This is a genomic window from Archangium gephyra, assembly GCF_042230915.1.
Taxonomy (GTDB): domain Bacteria; phylum Myxococcota; class Myxococcia; order Myxococcales; family Myxococcaceae; genus Archangium; species Archangium gephyra_B.
Genome location: NZ_CP102578.1, coordinates 6895096 through 6911394 on the forward strand (window position 1 = coordinate 6895096; position 16299 = coordinate 6911394).

At 70.7% G+C, this 16299-nt stretch carries 15 protein-coding genes; 4 read left to right on the forward strand and 11 right to left on the reverse strand.

The features are described from left to right. Nucleotides 1-11: 11 nt before the first annotated feature. Genes NR798_RS26960 through NR798_RS26980 form a run of 5 tightly spaced genes read right to left on the reverse strand, consistent with a single transcriptional unit; the run spans nt 12 to nt 4652 of the window. Nucleotides 12-2216 (reverse strand): ATP-grasp domain-containing protein, encoded by a 2205-nt coding sequence (locus NR798_RS26960; protein WP_375765373.1) that lies wholly within the window; start codon nt 2214-2216, stop codon nt 12-14. Continuing rightward, the gene (locus tag NR798_RS26965) at nt 2201-2791 is read right to left on the reverse strand and encodes an RDD family protein (protein ID WP_375773827.1); all 591 of its coding nucleotides are present in this window, start codon (nt 2789-2791) and stop codon (nt 2201-2203) included. Before NR798_RS26965 ends, NR798_RS26960 begins: the two co-directional genes overlap by 16 nt. 41 nt (nt 2792-2832) lie before the next feature. Further along, nucleotides 2833-3378, reverse strand: a complete 546-nt coding sequence (locus NR798_RS26970; protein ID WP_375765374.1) for a hypothetical protein — start codon at nt 3376-3378, stop codon at nt 2833-2835. A gap of 33 nt (nt 3379-3411) precedes the next feature. Then, nucleotides 3412-4383, reverse strand: coding sequence for a porphobilinogen synthase (hemB, locus tag NR798_RS26975; RefSeq protein ID WP_375765375.1), 972 nt, complete (start codon nt 4381-4383; stop codon nt 3412-3414). Nucleotides 4384-4442: 59 nt separating this feature from the next. Beyond that, the gene (locus tag NR798_RS26980) at nt 4443-4652 is read right to left on the reverse strand and encodes a hypothetical protein (protein ID WP_375765376.1); all 210 of its coding nucleotides are present in this window, start codon (nt 4650-4652) and stop codon (nt 4443-4445) included. A 241-nt stretch (nt 4653-4893) separates the two neighbouring features. Between NR798_RS26980 and NR798_RS26985 the strand changes: the two genes are divergently transcribed. From NR798_RS26985 to NR798_RS26995, 3 genes are read left to right on the forward strand one after another with little or no spacing between them, the layout of a single operon-like run. Beyond that, the gene (locus tag NR798_RS26985; RefSeq protein WP_375765377.1) at nt 4894-5802 is read left to right on the forward strand and encodes an ABC transporter ATP-binding protein; all 909 of its coding nucleotides are present in this window, start codon (nt 4894-4896) and stop codon (nt 5800-5802) included. Beyond that, nucleotides 5799-6635 (forward strand): hypothetical protein, encoded by an 837-nt coding sequence (locus NR798_RS26990; protein ID WP_375765378.1) that lies wholly within the window; start codon nt 5799-5801, stop codon nt 6633-6635. Before NR798_RS26985 ends, NR798_RS26990 begins: the two co-directional genes overlap by 4 nt. Continuing rightward, complete coding sequence (locus NR798_RS26995) at nt 6635-7768, forward strand: hypothetical protein (protein WP_375765379.1); 1134 nt, start codon at nt 6635-6637, stop codon at nt 7766-7768. The genes NR798_RS26990 and NR798_RS26995 overlap by 1 nt, the downstream gene beginning before the upstream one ends. 9 nt (nt 7769-7777) lie before the next feature. On the opposite strand, the gene NR798_RS27000 is transcribed toward NR798_RS26995, so the two are convergent. The 3 genes from NR798_RS27000 to NR798_RS27010 form a co-directional block, all read right to left on the reverse strand. Further along, a complete protein-coding gene (locus NR798_RS27000) occupies nt 7778-8530 on the reverse strand; it encodes a tRNA1(Val) (adenine(37)-N6)-methyltransferase (protein ID WP_375765380.1) in 753 nt (250 codons plus the stop codon). Between the two features lie 50 nt (nt 8531-8580). Continuing rightward, nucleotides 8581-9726: a DUF1015 family protein gene (locus NR798_RS27005; protein WP_375765381.1), complete on the reverse strand. Its 1146-nt coding sequence runs from the start codon at nt 9724-9726 to the stop codon at nt 8581-8583. 66 nt (nt 9727-9792) lie between these two features. Continuing rightward, the gene (locus tag NR798_RS27010; RefSeq protein ID WP_375765382.1) at nt 9793-10824 is read right to left on the reverse strand and encodes a hypothetical protein; all 1032 of its coding nucleotides are present in this window, start codon (nt 10822-10824) and stop codon (nt 9793-9795) included. A gap of 201 nt (nt 10825-11025) precedes the next feature. Between NR798_RS27010 and NR798_RS27015 the strand changes: the two genes are divergently transcribed. Then, nucleotides 11026-11346: a polyhydroxyalkanoic acid system family protein gene (locus NR798_RS27015; RefSeq protein WP_375765383.1), complete on the forward strand. Its 321-nt coding sequence runs from the start codon at nt 11026-11028 to the stop codon at nt 11344-11346. A gap of 4 nt (nt 11347-11350) precedes the next feature. Here NR798_RS27015 and NR798_RS27020 read toward each other — a convergent pair whose 3' ends face one another. Genes NR798_RS27020 through NR798_RS27030 form a run of 3 tightly spaced genes read right to left on the reverse strand, consistent with a single transcriptional unit; the run spans nt 11351 to nt 16297 of the window. After that, nucleotides 11351-12979: a CheR family methyltransferase gene (locus NR798_RS27020; RefSeq protein WP_375765384.1), complete on the reverse strand. Its 1629-nt coding sequence runs from the start codon at nt 12977-12979 to the stop codon at nt 11351-11353. Beyond that, nucleotides 12973-13980 (reverse strand): chemotaxis protein CheB, encoded by a 1008-nt coding sequence (locus NR798_RS27025; RefSeq protein WP_375765385.1) that lies wholly within the window; start codon nt 13978-13980, stop codon nt 12973-12975. Before NR798_RS27025 ends, NR798_RS27020 begins: the two co-directional genes overlap by 7 nt. 19 nt (nt 13981-13999) lie before the next feature. Continuing rightward, nucleotides 14000-16297, reverse strand: coding sequence for a hybrid sensor histidine kinase/response regulator (locus NR798_RS27030; RefSeq protein WP_375765386.1), 2298 nt, complete (start codon nt 16295-16297; stop codon nt 14000-14002). Between the last annotated feature and the right edge of the window lie 2 nt (nt 16298-16299).

Sequence of the window (16299 nt, forward strand, 5' to 3'; positions counted from 1 at the left end):
TCAGTCCCGCCTCAGTGGGCCTTCATGTCCATGCGGACGGGCCCCTCACCCGAGGAGGACGAGCCGGAGCCCGAGGAGCCCGTCACGGGCACGGCCCCGGGCTTGTCCTCGGCCATGGCGGCCTTCTCGAGGGAGGCCTTCTCCATGGCCAGCTTCATCAGCGCGCTCTCGTCGGCGGCGCGGCGGGCCTCGCGCTCTTTGTAGCGGCGGATGGCCGGGGCCATGATCTCGCCAATGAGCCCCCGGTAGTCCATGCCGGCGCCCTGGGCGATGAGCACCAGATCGCTCCACCCCGGCGTGAGCCCCGGCAGCGGGTTGCACTCGATGAAGTAGATGCGGCCCTTGTCGTCCATGCGGAAGTCGATGCGCGCCACGTCGCGGCACCCCAGCGCCATGAACGAGCCACGCGCCGCCGCCCTCAGCTTCTCCAACAACGCGGGCTCCAGCTTCGCCGGCGCGTCGTAGCGGATGCGATCCGTCCAATCCAGCTTGTGCTCGAAGCTGTAGATGGGCGTCTTGTCCGCCTTGTCCAGGAAGACGATCTCCATCGGCGGCAGCACGCGCGGGCGGCGCTCGCCCAGCAGGCCCACCGTGAACTCACGCCCGCCGATGTACTCCTCGATGAGCGCCGGCTGCTGGTACTTGGTGACGATCTCCTTCACCACCTCGCGCAGCTCCGCCTCGTTGTGGCACACGCTCTTGCTCACCACGCCCTTGGAGGAGCCCTCGGCCACCGGCTTCACCATCAGCGGGAAGCTGGTGAAGTCCTTGTTGAGCCGCTCCTTGCCCGTGTGCATGAGCTGGAAGTTGGGCGTGTGGATGCCCGCCTGGCGGACGATCTTCTTCGCCAGCGCCTTGTCCAGCGCGATGGAGAGCGTGGCCGGATCCGAGCCCGTGTACGGGATGTCCAGCAGCTCCAGCATGGCCGGCACCTGGCTCTCGCGGTTGCGGCCCTTGAAGCCCTCGGCGATGTTGAAGACGATGTCCAGGGGCGTGCTGGCCAGCACGCTGGGCAGCTCCGCCGTGGCCTCCAGGTCCACCACCTCGTGGCCCCACGAGGCAATGGCCTCGCGGATGGCCTGCAGCGTGGTGGGCGAGTCGTACTCGGCCTCGCTGTCCTCCACCGCCTGGCCGTCCAACGCCGGCTTCACCCGCTTGACGTTGTAGGTGAAGCCCACGCGCAGCGGGCCCGACTTGCGCGCCGGCTTGCCCTGGCGCTTGCCGTCCTTGATCTTGTAGCGCCGCGCCGCGCTCTGGATGATGGCGCCCACCACCCCGTCCAGGTGCACGCCCTCCATGGCCGCGGCGGCGTAGATGCCCGCGCCCGGCTCCAGGCTGGGCAGCGCGTTGATCTCCAGGAAGTACGGCACGCCCGCGTCGCTCAGCCGGAAGTCGATGCGCCCCAGGTCGCGGCAGTCGAGCGCCTGGAAGATCTTCTTGGACATGGTGCGCATCTCCTCGGCCACCTTCGAGGGGATGTTGGCCGGGGCGCGCACCTTCACGGCGCTGTCCTTCTTCGTCTTCAGCTCGTAGTCGTAGATGGCGTACTTGCGGCCGGCGATGGCGGCCGGATCGATGTCGTACTCCGTCGGGCTGAGCACGCCGTCATGGTCGTTCTGCACCGCCGCCAGGTACGGGACGGTGATGTCCGAGCCGCTGATGAACTCCTCGACGAGCACCCCGGCCGGGTAGCGCGCCAGGGCCTGGGCCACCTTCTCGCGGGCCTGCTCCACCGTCTCGGCCACCGAGTCCTGGGTGATGCCCTTGGAGGAGCCCTCGAAGTTGGGCTTGATGATGACGGGGAAGCGCAGCTCCTCGGCCTTGAGCTCGTTGAGCTTCTCGACGAACTGCCAGCCGGGGGTGCGGATGCCGTGCTTGGAGAGCACCAGCTTGGTGAGCTGCTTGTCCAGCGTCACCGCCAGCCCGTACGCGTCAGAGCCCGTGTAGGCGAAGCCCAGCTCCTCGAAGAGCGCCGGGTAGAAGGCCTCGCGGAAGCGGCCGCGGCGGCCCTCGGCGATGTTGAAGATGAGGTCCGGGCTGTACGCCTCGAGCCGCGCGACGGTGCGGGAAGCCGGGCCGCTCACCTCGAACCGCTCCAGCCGGTGACCGAGCCGCTCGATGGCCGAGGCCAGCGTGTTCACCGTCTCCTGGGTATCGAACTCCGCCTCGTCTTCCGAGTCGGACAACCTGAGGTTGTAGGTCAGCGCGATGCGCAAGGCTTTCCCCTTCTGGACTTCTTGAAATGGCGGATCCGGCGAAGCCGGGCCGCGGACAAGAACCTGCCTGGGACGCGAGCGGCCGTCACAGGTGTGCGTGCTGCAACCGTTGCTCCGGCGACGACCTTCCCATCCACCACCTGCGTCTGGGCCCAGGTGTCCCCCAGCCGCCAGCCGAGCGGATCCCTCACCACGCGCAGGGCCTCCACGCCGCCGATCACCACCAGCCCCGCGAGGCCCGCCACCAGCCCGAGGGGCGGCGGCATCATCCCCAGCAGGACGATGAGGGCCAGGGGCGCGTTGCGCAGGGTGCTGTCGCGGTGGCGCGCGGCCGACTGCGTGGGCAGGTGCATCACCTTCACGCCGAAGATGCGCTTGCCCACGCTCTGGCCCTGGAGCATGCCGTCGGCCAGCAGCAGGAAGAGCAGCGCCACCACCTCGCCGGCGGCGCCGCACACCACGCACAGGCCCCAGGCCACGGCCACATCCACGATGCGCGCGCCCAGCCGCATCCACAGCGAGGCCTTGGGATAGGGCGAGCCGGTCTGCTCGTCCCCGTCATGGACCACGCGCAGGCCGGGCCGGCGGGGATGGGAGAAGACTTGATGGGAGGGGCTCACTCGTCGGGCTCCAGGATGAGGCCCCGCTCGGGGCGCTCGGGCTCGTCCAGGCCCGCGAGCTGGGCGAGCCGCTCATGGGCGCTCACCATGCCCGGGGGCCGCTGGTACACGGAGGAGGGGGCGGCGGCGTTGCCGGTGAAGTCCGGCGAGGCCACCAGCTGGGCCGTGGGCGAGCCCGTCTCGGACATCTGCCGCAGCCGGCCGCGCGCGCCCTCCACGTCCTGGGCGGCGGGCTCTCCCTCGCGGGTGAAGAAGACGAAGGCCATGGCGGGGCGCTTGGAGGACTCGCGCATGGCGAACTGCACCCCGTCCAGGGTCCAGCCCCGGGCGCTCCACTCATTCGCGGTGCGCTCGAGCGTCCCCTCGTCCACGGTGGACAGCTCGACGACCTTGTATTGCAGGGGGCCCGCGGGACGCACGGTGGCGGCGGGCACAGCGGTGCGGGCGGCACCCGGGCGCTTGCCAGCGCGGGGGGTGCGCCGGGTCGCCGCCGGGGGTGCCGCCTTGCGAGGCGGGGGCCGTTTCTTCTTACGAGGGGCCATGTGCGGATTGTGTAGAGGCGCCGCGTCCCACCGTCAACCGAGCAGCTTGGCGGCTTCCAGCGCGTGGTACGTGATGATGAGATCTGAACCCGCGCGCTTGATGGAGGTGAGAATCTCCAGCATCAGCCGATCTCCGTCGATCCACCCGTTCTGCGCGGCGGCCTTCACCATGGAGTACTCGGCGGACACGTTGTAGGCGACCACCGGCACGTCCACGCGCTCGCGCACCCGGTGGATGACGTCCAGGTAGGACAGGGCGGGCTTGACCATGATCATGTCCGCGCCCTCCTCGATGTCCAGGTCGGTCTCCTTGAGGGCCTCGCGCACGTTGCCGGGGTCCATCTGGTGAGTGCGCCGGTCGCCGAACTGGGGCGTGCTCTGAGCGGCCTCGCGGAAGGGCCCGTAGAAGGCGGAGGCGTACTTCACGGCGTAGGAGAGGATGGGGACCTCGGTGAGCTTCACCTCGTCCAGCGCCGAGCGGATGGAGGCCACGCGCCCGTCCATCATGTCCGAGGGGGCGATGATGTCCGCGCCGGCCTGGGCGCACGTCACCGCCATCTGCGAGAGCAGCGGCAGCGTGGCGTCATTGGCGACGTGACCGCCCTCGATGATGCCGCAGTGGCCGTGGTCGGTGTACTCGCACAGGCACACGTCGGCGACGACGAGCATGTCGGGGAGGGCGCTCTTGATCTCCCGGATGGCGCGCTGGACGATGCCCTCGCGCGCGTAGGCCTGGGAGCCCTGGGCGTCCTTGTGATTCGGGATGCCGAAGAGGAGCACCGCGGGCACGCCGAGGGCATGGGCCTGCTTCGCCTCGGCGACGGCATGCTCCACCGAGAGGTTGGAGATGCCAGGCATGGAGCCGATGGGGCGGCGGATGTCGCGGCCCTCGACGACGAAGAGCGGGTAGATGAAGTCCGAGGGCGCGAGCGTGGTCTCGCGCACCATCTCACGGAGCACCGCGTTGCGGCGCAGACGGCGGGGTCGATGGATCGGATAAGCCATGTGCCGACGGTATAAACCGTTGGCGGGCCCCGGAAAGGAAATCGACGAATCAGGGCCGCTCAGACACCAGCCAGGCGCCAGCTCTCGTCGAGCCAGCTGCGCTGCCTGGACATGCGAGCGGCCATGCGTTCGGCCAGCTCGGCCTCGTGGACGGCGCGGGCATAGCGCGTCCGGGCCGCCTCGGTGTTCTCGCGCAGACCGCGCTCCGCCTCCGCCAGCTCCCGGCGCGCCGCGTACAGCTCCTGCTCCATCAGCTTGATCGTGGACATGGGGTGTTGCCTCCTGTGCTTCTGGGCTTGTGCATACGCCGGGCCATGCAGTGGCGCCCCGCAAGGGCGCGAAACCACGAAGGCCGGAAAAGTTGGGAGCTCCAAGCACCCGGAAAAAAGGTGCGCACCGCATTTCCCGGGTGCGCAGCGGCTCGCGCGAGCGGCCGGGACACGGGCTCGGACGGTGGCTTGTGTGGCGTGCAGGGCAATCGCGGGCGCCCTCCGTCGTAGAGTGCGCATCGTGCCAGCCATCGAAGTCATCGGACTCCGTAAGACCTACCGGCGAGCGTTCCGCGCCGGACACGAGGCTCTGCGGGGTGTGGACCTCTCCGTACCAGAGGGAAGCGCGTTCGGGCTGATCGGCCCCAACGGCGCGGGGAAGACGACGTTCATCAAGAGCATCCTGGGGATCGTCCAGCCGACGGAGGGGACGGTGCGGGTGCTCGGCGGCTCGCCCGAGGATCCGAGGATCCGGGCCCGCATTGGCTACCTGCCCGAGCGGCTGCACCTGCCGGGCTCGTGGCTGGCGCCGGTCTTCCTGGGGACGGTGGCGAGCCTCAAGGGGCTGAAGCCGGACAAGGCCGCCCACCTGCGCCTGCTGGAGCGCGTAGGGCTGGGAGACGCGCTGGGCCGGCGCATCGGCGGGTACTCGAAGGGCATGCGGCAGCGGCTGGGGTTGGCGGCGGCGATGCTGGGCAGCCCTGCCCTGCTCATCCTGGACGAGCCGACGGACGGCATCGATCCGATCGGCCGGGTGGAGGTGCGGCGGATCCTCCAGGAGGAGGTGCAGCGGGGCACGACGCTCTTCCTCAACTCGCACCTGCTGGCGGAGACCGAGCGGCTGTGCGACCGGGTGGCGATCCTCGGGAACGGCAAGGTGCTGCGCGAGGGGCGGCTGGAGGAGCTGGCGCGCGGCGGGGGGCGGTGGGTGGTGCGCTTCGCCCCGGGAGCGGACGCGGGCGCGTTGGGCGCGGCGGGCTTCACGGCGGCGGGCACCGAGGGCCAGTACCACGTGGAGGCGGCGGACGCGCCGGGGCTGAACGCGGCGCTGGACAAGGCGAGGGCGGCGGGAGCGCTGCTGGTGGAGCTCAAGCGGGACGGGCAGGACCTGGAGTCGGTGCTGGCCTCGGCCATGGGGGTGGCGGCATGAACGGCGTGCTGGGAATCGCGGCTTACGTGTTGCGCGAGGCGGCCTCGCGCAAGTTCATCCTGGCCTTCCTGCTGGGCGTCACGGGCATCCTGGTGACGCTGTCGCTGAGCCTGCGGATTGAAGTGGTGGACGGCGCGCTGGCGGCCTCGCGGCTGTTCGGCGAGGTGATGGACGTGGACATCCGCGCGGTGGACGTGGCGCTCAAGCCGGTGTTCATGGCGGCGGCGGCCATCGTCTTCTACGGGGGCATCCTGTTCGGCATCGTCTCGTGCTCGGACTTCGCGCCGAGCCTGCTGTCGCCGGGCCGCATCGAGCACCTGCTCGCCCTGCCCTTGCGCCGCTGGCACATCCTGGCGGGCACGTTCCTCGGGGTGATGACGCTGGCGCTGTTCGGGTCGCTGTACGGCTCGCTGGGGCTGGTGCTCATCTTCGGGGTGAAGACGGGGTACTGGACGGCGGGGCCGGTGATCTCCGCGCTGCTGGCGTGCGTGAGCTTCGCGGCGGTGTACGCAGTGATGCTGACGACGGCGACGCTCATCCGCAGCGCGGCCCTGTGCGCGGCGCTGGGGGGCATCACCCTGGTGGGCGGCATCATCGCGGGCTTCCGGACGAAGATCGCGCCCTTCATCGAGGACGGGCTGAGCCGGGAGCTCTTCAAGGGGGTGACGCTGGTGCTGCCGCGGCTGTCCGCGCTGGCGAGGGCGGGAATGGACCTGGCGGCCTCGGCGCAGCTGGGGGTGCAGTCGCTGACGATGTTGCTGGTGGGAGTGTTCGTGTTCGGCCTGGGCGTACTGGCCGTGGGCTTCTGGTGGTTCGAGGGGAGGGATTACTGATGCAGCGGCGTCGTGGGCTGTGGCTGGTGTTCGCGGTGGTGCTGTTCGGCCTGGCCGCGTGGCTGATGCTCTCCGGACAGGGCGAGGAGGAGACCCCTCCCCCGCCGAAGGTGGCGTTCCCGTACAAGCTGCGGCCGGCGGAGCGCGAGCGCATGGAGAAGCGGCGCACGTATGTGACGCCGGTGGTGGACGCGGGGACGGTGGCCCAGCAGCCGCTGCGGCCGAGTGATCCAGTGCTGGCGGCGCTGCCCCGGGGCAAGGGGAAGACGGCGGTGGTCATCGAGGCCAACGCCATCCGCCACTCGCCCATCGGGGAGCTGCTGCTGGAGTGCCTGATGAACCGGGGCAGCAAGGGCCTGGAGCGCTTCAAGCAGGAGACGGGCGTGGACCCGTTGAAGGACCTGGACCGGCTGGTCATCACGGACAACGGGGTGATCGTCTCGGGGAACTTCGGGGACGGGAAGCTGAAGGACCTGCTCGCCAGGGAGGGGGGGACGGATTACGACTACGGCGACGGCGCGCGGCTCTTCGAGGCGAAGCCCCCGCCGCCCCCACCGGAGGGCCGTCCCCGGATGATCCAGCCGCTCAGGCCGTCACTGGGGCTGTGGAACAACCAGATGCTGGTGTTCGGCGATACGCCGGAGGGAGTGAAGGAGGTCATCGACCGCGTGGAAGGCCGTGGCCCGGACGAGCCGCCCGTCATCTCCGAGGGCAGCACGTACGGCGAGATGTACGGGGTGCTCTCGACGGAGCAGCTCAAGAAGCTCTTCCCGCAGGAGCAGCAGGAGCTGGCGGCGCGGCTGGCCGAGGTGGCGGAGAACGTGGAGCTGCACGTGGACGCGAGCTCGGACTTCGCGATGACGGCGCAGGTGAAGGGGCCGAACGCGGACAAGGTGACGGACCTGGGCAAGTCGCTCGGGGGTGCGCTGTCGCTGGCGCGGATGAAGGCGCAGGCCGAGGGCGAGAAGGAGCTGGCGCAGTTGCTGGACTTCGCGAAGGTGAAGCCAGACGGCGACGAGTTCAAGCTGGAGCTGGCCGTGCCGCTCGACGTCATCAAGCAGCAGCTCTCCTTCTGCCGCGAGCAGCAGGGCGCCCAGGACGCGAAGCCGCAGGAGGCCACTCCCACGCCGTGACGGCCCGCCCTACTCCACCATCGCGCTGACTTCGCGGGAGAAGGCCTGCTCGTCATCGGCGTGGATGACGAGCGGGGGCAGCACGGTGAGTCCGGTGGGCGCGCCCTTCACCGCGTGCATCAACACGAGCTTCGCGGGGCGCCCCGCGCGGGAGTGCACCATGCGCGCGGTCCTCGGCTCCAGCTTCGCCGCGTTCAACACCGCCATCAGCTCGGACAGCCGCGAGGCCGGGTACACCACGCAGAAGCTCCCGCGGCTCCTCAGCAGATACGCCGCCGAGCGCGCCACGTCCTGCAGCTCGCAGGCGATCTCGTGCCGCGCGAGCGCCTTCTCCATGTCCGTGCTGATCCTCCCCTGCTCCCGCGCCCGGTACGGCGGGTTGCACAGCACGTAGGAGAAGCTGGCCTTCGGGAACAGCCGGTCCACGCAGCGCAGATCTCCCCGCACCAGCGTTACCTCCCGCTCGCAGCGGTTGAGGTGCACGTTGCGCTCGGCCAGGGAGAACAGGCGCGGCTGCAGCTCCAGCCCGGTGATGCTCGCGCAGCCCAGCCGCCGCGCGAGGATGAGCGGGATGATGCCGCAGCCCGTCCCCAGGTCCATCAGCCGGCCCCGTACCGCCCCGGCCTCGAAGACGGCGAAGTGCGTGAGCAGCACCGGATCCAACGTGAAGCGGTAGCCCCGGCGGCGCTGCAGCACCTTCACCTCACCCCCACAGACGGAATCGAGCGTCTCCCCGGCCCCGGGCCGGAGCTCGAGCGGCATGCGCTGAGGCCACTCCAGCGCGTCTGTGAGCAGGGCGCCCACTCGGGACCCTAGGCCTCCGGATCCAGGAACAGGAGCCCCGCGGGTGGCGCGGGCTCCACCCATAATGTCTTGTGCGGCAGGCACTGCGCCGCCTCCATCACCGCGCGCACCTCCCACAAGGGCGGCGGGTTGAGCGCGAAGCCCACCTGGAACGTGCCCCCGTGGACGCCTCGCACCAGCGAGTCCAGCCCCTGCACCGCGAACACCTGCGGGTGCCCCGGATCCTCGGGATCCTTGATGCCCAGCACCGTGCGCAGCACCAGCGCGTTGAGCAGCGCCAGGTCCAGGCTGCGCAGCGTCGGGTTGCGCGGCGCGGCCTTCAGGTGCGCCAGGTCCAACCCCTGCCGGAAGCGCAGGATCTTCCCCCGCCCCCCGGGCAGCACCATCAGCACCGCGTGGTGTCCGCGCACCAGCGTGGTCAACTGCTCGTTGGCCAGGGCCACGCCCTGGGGCGTCGTCAGGGGCTCCTCCAGGTCATAGATGCGCGCGTACGCCGTCACCAACGCGAGGAAGGTCTCCTCCTCGAAGGTCTCCAGTCCCTGGATGGCGCGGTGCACCGGCTCGAAGTGCAGCCCGGGATCCGACAGCGGCACGATGGCCGCCAGACTCGGCCTGCGCGCATCCAGCTCGGCCAGGGGACGCAGGGGCGCCTCGTCGAGCACCGCCTGGATGCGCCGGGCCAGGGGCGAGGGCTCGATGCGCCGCAGGGACACCGGCGCATCCTCGAACGTGCCCTGCCACACGGTGCTGCTCTGCTCGGCCGCCTCCGCGAGCAGGGCCCGGAGCACCCCATGGTCATCCGCCGCCAGGGTGACGGTGGGCTCCACCTGGGCCGAGCGGGGCCGGTAGGGCTCGTGCTCCAGCGGCTCGGCCGCGTCCGGCGCCAGGCCACACAGGAGGAAGCGGACCGGAGGCCCTCCGAGCCGCCCCGCCGAGCTGTACACCTCCGCCAGGTACAGGGCCGGGCGGGTGTCTCGCAGGACGGAGCCCGCCTGTCTCAGCCGTCCCAGCTCCGCCGTGGGGTCCACCCGATCCAGCAGCGGGCGGATGAACGCGGAGCGAGGAGGGGCGTTGAACGGACAACCATCGTCATCGGCCGCCAGGTGCGATTCGAGCGAGGGGAGCAGGGCAGAGAACGGTAGGACGCGCGCCATATGGGAAAAAATGGGGACCCGCTTCCCTACCCGCCACGACGCCCTCTCGTGCGCCCGGCAGGCGAGCTACCACCACACGCAGCGGTAGGGCTTGGCGCGTCCCGAGCCACCGCGGGCCAGGCCGGGACGCTCGGCGGCCTCCTCCCACAGGAGGCTCACGGTGGCGATGGCGCCCGCCGAGCCGAGGAAGGACAGCACGTACGGGGTGGGCTGATTGAACCCGCCGAGCACCAGCCCGGACAGCAGCAGCACCACCGCGCCCACGCCCACGCCGAAGAGGTCCGCCCTCAGGATCTGCGTGGGGGTGGGGTTGTATTTCATCGTGGCCAGCGCGAGCGCCGACGCGCCGAGGCCCGGGGCGATCAGCAGCGTGTCCGTCCACGTCTTCCCGCTGATCTCCGTGCCGGAGAAGTGGACGACGGCCAGCAGCAGCGCGCCGTAGAGCAGCCCCCACCCTCCTCCCGAGGCCACCAGCAGGCTGTCATCGAGCGGCAGCTGGCCGCCAGCGACCGTCGCGGTGAGCCACGCGCCCAGCTCGGCGCCCACGAAGGAGGCCCAGGCCAGCGCGGTCGCATCGCGCGTGAGGATGTCCACGAGGCCGGCGGCGAACATGCCTCCCATGACGGAGTTGCCGATGCCCAGGTAGCCCATCGGCTTGTCGACCCAGTGGTGGAACTGCCACCACGCCGACGAGCCAAAGCCGAGCCCCGCGCCGAGGAGCGTGCCCGCCAGCATGGCCTCGCGGGAGCCGCGATCGAAGCTGAAGCGGTGGGCGATGCCCTGGGTGAAGAGGCCGCCCAGCCCGCCCATGAGGGAGTGGTGCAGGAGGAAGGTGAGACTGCCCGGCCCGGAGAGGAACGCGCCGTAGCGCGGGCGCCCGTCGAGGAGTGCCCCGTTGGCCTCGGGCTCCCCGGTGGCCGGAGCCGCGGCGGGAGGCAGCTGTCCTTCCTGGGTGAGCGGCGCCTGGGGCACGGTGCGCAGCGAGGCCGGGTCCGGAGGCTGCACCGGCGCATCGGAGGAGTGCCGCGCGCGGGCCGTCCCCGGCACGGCGAGCAGCAGGACGGCGGTGAGGGACAACCAACGGGTCAGCGAGGACACTCGAACCACTCCTTGTCCGGACTCGGCGGCATCAAACCCCAACGCCCAGCCGATGCCCGGCCTATGCAGCCGGAATCTCACGGGGTGGACAGAGGCGCACGGCAATGTTGACTTCCGCGCTCCTGGCGGCGAGACCCGGGTTCCCCTCCCGGTCCTGCATCCATAGACCGGGCGGGTCCATCACGAACCCAGGAGCGCCATATGGGCACGATGAAGTTCGAGGTTCCCCACTCCCTCCCGAAGGACGAGGCCAGGAAGCGCGTCGAGCAGCTCCTCAAGTACTGGTCGGAGAAGTACGGGGTGAAGGCCAACTGGGCCGGGGATGGAGCGAAGGTGATCGGCAAGGTGATGGGCATCAACCTCGATGCCAACTTCACCATCACCGACGGCGCCATCCAGGGCGAGGGCACCGACCCCGGCATGCTGCTGCGCGGCCAGGCCAAGTCCTACCTGCAGAAGAAGTTCAGTGCCGCCCTGGATCCGAGCAAGAGCGGCATCGAAGACGACAAGGGCCTGGCGTAGCCGGCTACAGCAGCGGTCCCTCCTCCAGCGCGGCGAGCGCGTAACGCGCCGCGCGGGAGATGGCCTCGGCCGAGTCCGGCAGCTCCGGGTAGTGGCCGGCCAGCTGTCGCTGAGGGAAGCGCAGCTGCGAGATGGCGTTGCGGTAGTGCCGCCGCGCCGCCTCGTGCTCCTTCAGCCGCTCGTGCACCTGCGCCATCAGGTAATGGCCGATGGCCAGCGAGGGCTCCAGGAAGAGCGCCTTGCCCAGCTCCGCGCGGGCCTCGGCGAGCTCTCCGGCCTGCAGCTCCGCCAGTCCGCCGAACACCCGCGCCTCCACGCACAGCGGCTCGCGGTTGATGGCCTGCGCGAAGGCCTCTCGCGCGTCCACCACCCGCCCGCTCAGCGAGTAGATGTTGCCCAGGGTGAGCAGGGCGTCCAGGTGGCCCGGCTCGTCCGCCAGGAGCTGCTCCACGGTGGCCACCGCGGACACGAAGTCCCCGCGCTCGATCATCCGCACGGCCGCGTTCAGCCGCTCGCCCGGCGCCAGCATCAGCGACCACGCGGGCATCTCGCTCGTGCGTGTACGGCCGGCCTCGGCGCCCACCGCGGACGCCTCGAGCGACTTCCGGGGCGGCTCGGACGCGGTGGCCGTTGAGCCCGCCGGAGAAGCCTCGGGAGCCTTGGACGCGGGCGCCTCCGTCTTGCGCGGTGCCGTGGGAACCCGGGCGGACGTATCGAGCGTCGTCTTGAGGGCCCGGGTGGACGGCAGCAGCGGGGAGGAGGTGGACGGCTTGGCGCTGCCGGTGCTTCCCGGCGTGCGCGGCGCCAGCGGCTTCACGGGCCGCCGGTAGACGAACGCGCCCTCCATCTCCACCATCTCGAAGCGATCGTAGACCTTGAAGAGGCTCTCCGAGTAGCCCAGCAGCAGCAGCGCCCCCGGCCGCAGCGCCGCGAGGAAGCGATCCATCAGCGCGCGGATGGTGGGCAGATCGAAGTAGATGATGACGTTGCGGCAGAGGATGAGATCCAACGACTCCGGCTTGACCTTCTCGAAGACGGGGACGGCGAGGTTCTGCCCGTCGAAGCGCACGTAGTCCTTGAGCGAGGAGACGATCTCGTACCCATCCTCCACCGGCCGGAAGAAGCGCGTGCGGCGATCCCCGTGCATGCCGGCCACGCGGCGAGCCGAGAAGCGCCCCTGCTTGGCGGCCTCCACCGCGGCGAGGTTCAGGTCCGTGGCCCAGAGGTCCACCTCGATGGGGAGCGCGCCCTGCTCGGCCAGCACCATGGCCAGGCTGTAGGGCTCCTCGCCGGTGGCACAGCCCGCAGACCAGATGGACACCCGGCGGTTCTCCCGCCGCGCCCGCCACAGGGCATCCGGGAGGATGCGGCTCTCCAGCGCCCGGAACTGCTTGGGGTCGCGGAAGAACTCGGTGTGTCCCACCGTGACGAGCGGCAGCAGCGACCGCAGCTCGTCCTCCGCGGAGCGGAGCATCTTCACGTACTCCTCGGCGTTCACGATGCCCACCGCGGGCATGCGCGTGGACAGCGCCAGCCGGAGGCTGTGATAGCCGTCGGGAGTGATCTTCAGCCCCGCCCGCTCCAGCAGGAGGGAAGAGAGCTGCTGGAGGGCCTTGGAGGTCACCGTCAGCATGTCTGGACCCACTGGATGAGGGTTGGTGCGATCTGATCGAGCGGCAGTACTTCCTCGGCGGCGCCGAGGCGCACGGCCTCCTTGGGCATTCCGTACACGGCGCAGCTCGCCTTGTCCTGGGCGATGGTGCGCCCGCCGCGCTCGCGGATCTCCTTGAGACCGCGGGCGCCGTCGCGGCCCATGCCGGTGAGGATGACTCCCATCACGCGCGTCCCGAAGGACTCCGCCGCGGACGTCAGCAGCACGTCACACGAGGGCCGGAAGCCACGTACCGGAGGGCTCGGATCCAACGCCAGCCGCCCCTTGGGGCGCACCACCAGGTGCGAGCCCGAGCGCGCGATGTAGACGGAGCCGGGCACCATCTCCTCGCCATCGGTGGCTTCCACCACGCGCAGGGGCGATTCGGAGCCGAGCCACTGGGCCAGGCCCTCGGTGAAGCCGTGGCTGATGTGCTGGCAGATGCACACCGGCGCAGGGAAGTCCTTGGGCAACATCTTGAGCACCACGGAGAGTGCCTTGGGCCCGCCGAGCGACGAGGCGATGGCCAACAGGGGGTACGGTGCCTCGGTGACGGCGGGGCGCACGTTCTGCTTCTGGGCCTGCACGGGGCGCGACACGCGCACCTCGGCGAGCAGCATCAACTTGCGGCCCACCGCCTGCCAGAAGTCGTGGCCGGGCTCGTGCGGCCGGTCCACCACGTCCACGGCGCCGAAGGCGAGGGCCTGGAAGGCCTCGGCGCCGGAGAGCGTGCCGGGGTGAAGGGCGAGCACCGGCACGGGCCGCTCCGCCATCACCCGTTGAATCGCCTTGAGGGCGTCCTGGCCGGACAGGTCCACGACGACGACGTCCGGGTGCAAGCGCTGCACGCCTTCCAGCGCCTCGGAGAACTCGCAGACGTTGCCGGCCGGGGCGAGCACCACCCCGTCGAACAACCCCCGCGAGGCGCTCCGAAGCACCTCGCCCACGAGCAACACCCGGTATGCGGACGACCCGACGTCCAAGCTGCCCCCTTGCCTCGCTTCAGGTCAGACGATCGATGGTCTGCGCCAGGCTCTCGACGCCCAACTCGCCCTTGACCAGGTACGCATCCGCGCCCGCCTCGGCCCCGCGCCGCCTGTCTTCCGGCGACGCGAGCGAGGACAGGATGATGACCGGGATGCGGGCCAGCCCCACGGTGGACTTGAGCCGCCGTGTGAGCGAGAAGCCATCCAGCCGGGGCATCTGCACGTCCGAGAGGATGAGATCGTACGACTGGGACTGGGCCTTGAGGTAGCCCTCCTCGCCGTCCTGGGCCTCGTCCACGGAGTGTCCCAGCGCCTTGACGAGCGCGGACTCGGTGGCGCGGGCGATGGGCGAGTCGTCCACCAGCAGCACCCGGAGGCGCTTGGCGGCCTGGCCCTGGGTGACGGGCCGTGCCATGCGGCGCACCTCCGTCATGATGTCCGGCACGTGCAGGAGCACGGCGATGCGGCCATCTTCCAGCGCGGCGGTGCCGGCGATGAAGGCGGCGCCCTTGAGGAACTCGCCACCGCAAGGCTTCACCGCCACCTCGCGCTCGTCCACGAAGCCGTCCACCACGAGGGCGGCCAGGTCGTCACCGTGACGCACCACCACGGCGGGCGGCTTGTCGAAGCGGTTGCCGCCGTTGACGCCCAGCAGGGGCCCCAGGCCCACCAGCGCGGTGGGCTTGCCCCGGTGCTTCACCGCCAGGGTGCCGAAGACCTCCATCCGGTCCTCGGGCTTCACGCGCATCACCGCCACCACGTCGGCGGCGGGCATGCCGTAGACGTCGTCGCCCAGGCGCACCAGCAGCACCTTCATGAGCGCCAGCGACTGCGGCAGACGCAAGGTGATGGCGCTGCCACGGCCCTGGCGGCTGACGATGCCCACCGAGCCACCCAGCGACTCCACCTTCTTCTTCACGACGTCCATGCCCACGCCGCGGCCAGAGATGTCGGTGATCTCCTGGCGGGTGGAGAAGCCCGCGCGGAAGACGAGCTCGATGGCCTCGCGCTCGGAGAGGGCGGCGGCCTGGGACTCGGTCAGCAGGCCCTTGCGCACGGCCACTTCCCGCAGCTTCTGCGGGTCCATGCCGCGGCCGTCGTCGTCCACCTCGATGCTGAGCATGTCGCCGTCGGCGCGCACGCGGATGCGCAGGCGGCCCCCGGCGGGCTTGCCGAGCATGCGGCGCTCGTCGGGCGTCTCCAGGCCGTGATCCACGCCGTTGCGCAGCAGGTGCACCAGGGCGTCGCGCACGTCGGCCAGCATCGAGCGATCCACGCCGAGGTCGGCGTTCTCGATGACGAGGTCCACTTCCTTGCCCTGGGTCCGGGCGATGTCACGCACGGCGCGCGGGAAGGCGTCGAAGACGGTGGACAGCGGCACGAGGCGGGCCTCGGCCACGTGGTCCGCCATCATCGACAGGTTGCCGTGCAGCGTCTCGATGCCGTCCCCGTTGCGGCGCACGAAGCGGAACGCGTCGTCGCGCAGCATGTGCAGGTCGCCCTCGATGCGCTCCAGGTCGTTGCGCAGCGAGTTGGGGACGTTGAGATGATCGGCCAGCTTGAGGAAGCGATCGCCCAGGCGCGAGAAGCGCTGCAGCAGCGCCTCGGCCTCGGACGCGCGCAGCCGGCCGCGCGCGCTCTCCACCAACAAGTCACCCGCGAGCAGGCCGAGCGAGTCGAGCACCTCGACGTTCACGCGGATGCTGCGATCGGCGAGCGCCTTGGGGGAGTGCCCCTCCTCGTGCGCGTGCTCGGCCTTGGCGGCGCGGGCGGAAGCAGGAGGCGGAGCGGACACCGCCGCGGCGGGCGGAGGCACATACACGGGCTCGGCGGCGTGCTCCGCGTGCTCCTCGTAGGTGGCCTCCACCTCGGGGACCGCGGGCACCACCGGGGCCGCGGCGGGCTTCGCCCCCGGGATGGCCGGAGGCGTGTGGCCGGAGGCCGCGACGAGCGCCTCGACCATCTCCTGCGAGGCCGGGGTGCCCGACTGGGCGCCCTCGGTGTCCTCCAGGAGGTCCGAAATGGTGTCGCACGCACGCAGCAGGAGGTCCGTCGCCACTTCGGTGGCGGCCCTCCCGTCTCGCTCGGCGCGCAGCACGTCCTCGGCCGCGTGCGCGAGCTGGCCGATGGCGGCCAGGCCCAGCATGCGGGCCTCGCCCTTCATCGTGTGCAGCTCGCGCGCGACCTCATCCGCCGCCTGATCCGCGGTGGGCTTCTCGAGATCGAGAATGCCCAGCTGGATCTTCTGCAGACGGTCGGCGCTGACCTCCTGGAACTTCGACAGGAGGGATCTCTTGAGGGACTCGGTGTCCATGA

Excerpts from the sequence above, each read along its gene's own strand:
- NR798_RS26980 (WP_375765376.1), bottom strand. The coding sequence starts at position 4,652 with ATGTCCACGATCAAGCTGATGGAGCAGGAGCTGTACGCGGCGCGCCGG.
- NR798_RS26990 (WP_375765378.1), top strand. The coding sequence starts at position 5,799 with ATGAACGGCGTGCTGGGAATCGCGGCTTACGTGTTGCGCGAGGCGGCC.
- NR798_RS27000 (WP_375765380.1), bottom strand. The coding sequence starts at position 8,530 with ATGCCGCTCGAGCTCCGGCCCGGGGCCGGGGAGACGCTCGATTCCGTC.
- NR798_RS27005 (WP_375765381.1), bottom strand. The coding sequence starts at position 9,726 with ATGGCGCGCGTCCTACCGTTCTCTGCCCTGCTCCCCTCGCTCGAATCG.
- NR798_RS27020 (WP_375765384.1), bottom strand. The coding sequence starts at position 12,979 with ATGCTGACGGTGACCTCCAAGGCCCTCCAGCAGCTCTCTTCCCTCCTG.
- NR798_RS27015 (WP_375765383.1), top strand. The coding sequence starts at position 11,026 with ATGGGCACGATGAAGTTCGAGGTTCCCCACTCCCTCCCGAAGGACGAG.
- hemB (WP_375765375.1), bottom strand. The coding sequence starts at position 4,383 with ATGGCTTATCCGATCCATCGACCCCGCCGTCTGCGCCGCAACGCGGTG.
- NR798_RS26970 (WP_375765374.1), bottom strand. The coding sequence starts at position 3,378 with ATGGCCCCTCGTAAGAAGAAACGGCCCCCGCCTCGCAAGGCGGCACCC.
- NR798_RS27030 (WP_375765386.1), bottom strand. The coding sequence starts at position 16,297 with ATGGACACCGAGTCCCTCAAGAGATCCCTCCTGTCGAAGTTCCAGGAG.
- NR798_RS26995 (WP_375765379.1), top strand. The coding sequence starts at position 6,635 with ATGCAGCGGCGTCGTGGGCTGTGGCTGGTGTTCGCGGTGGTGCTGTTC.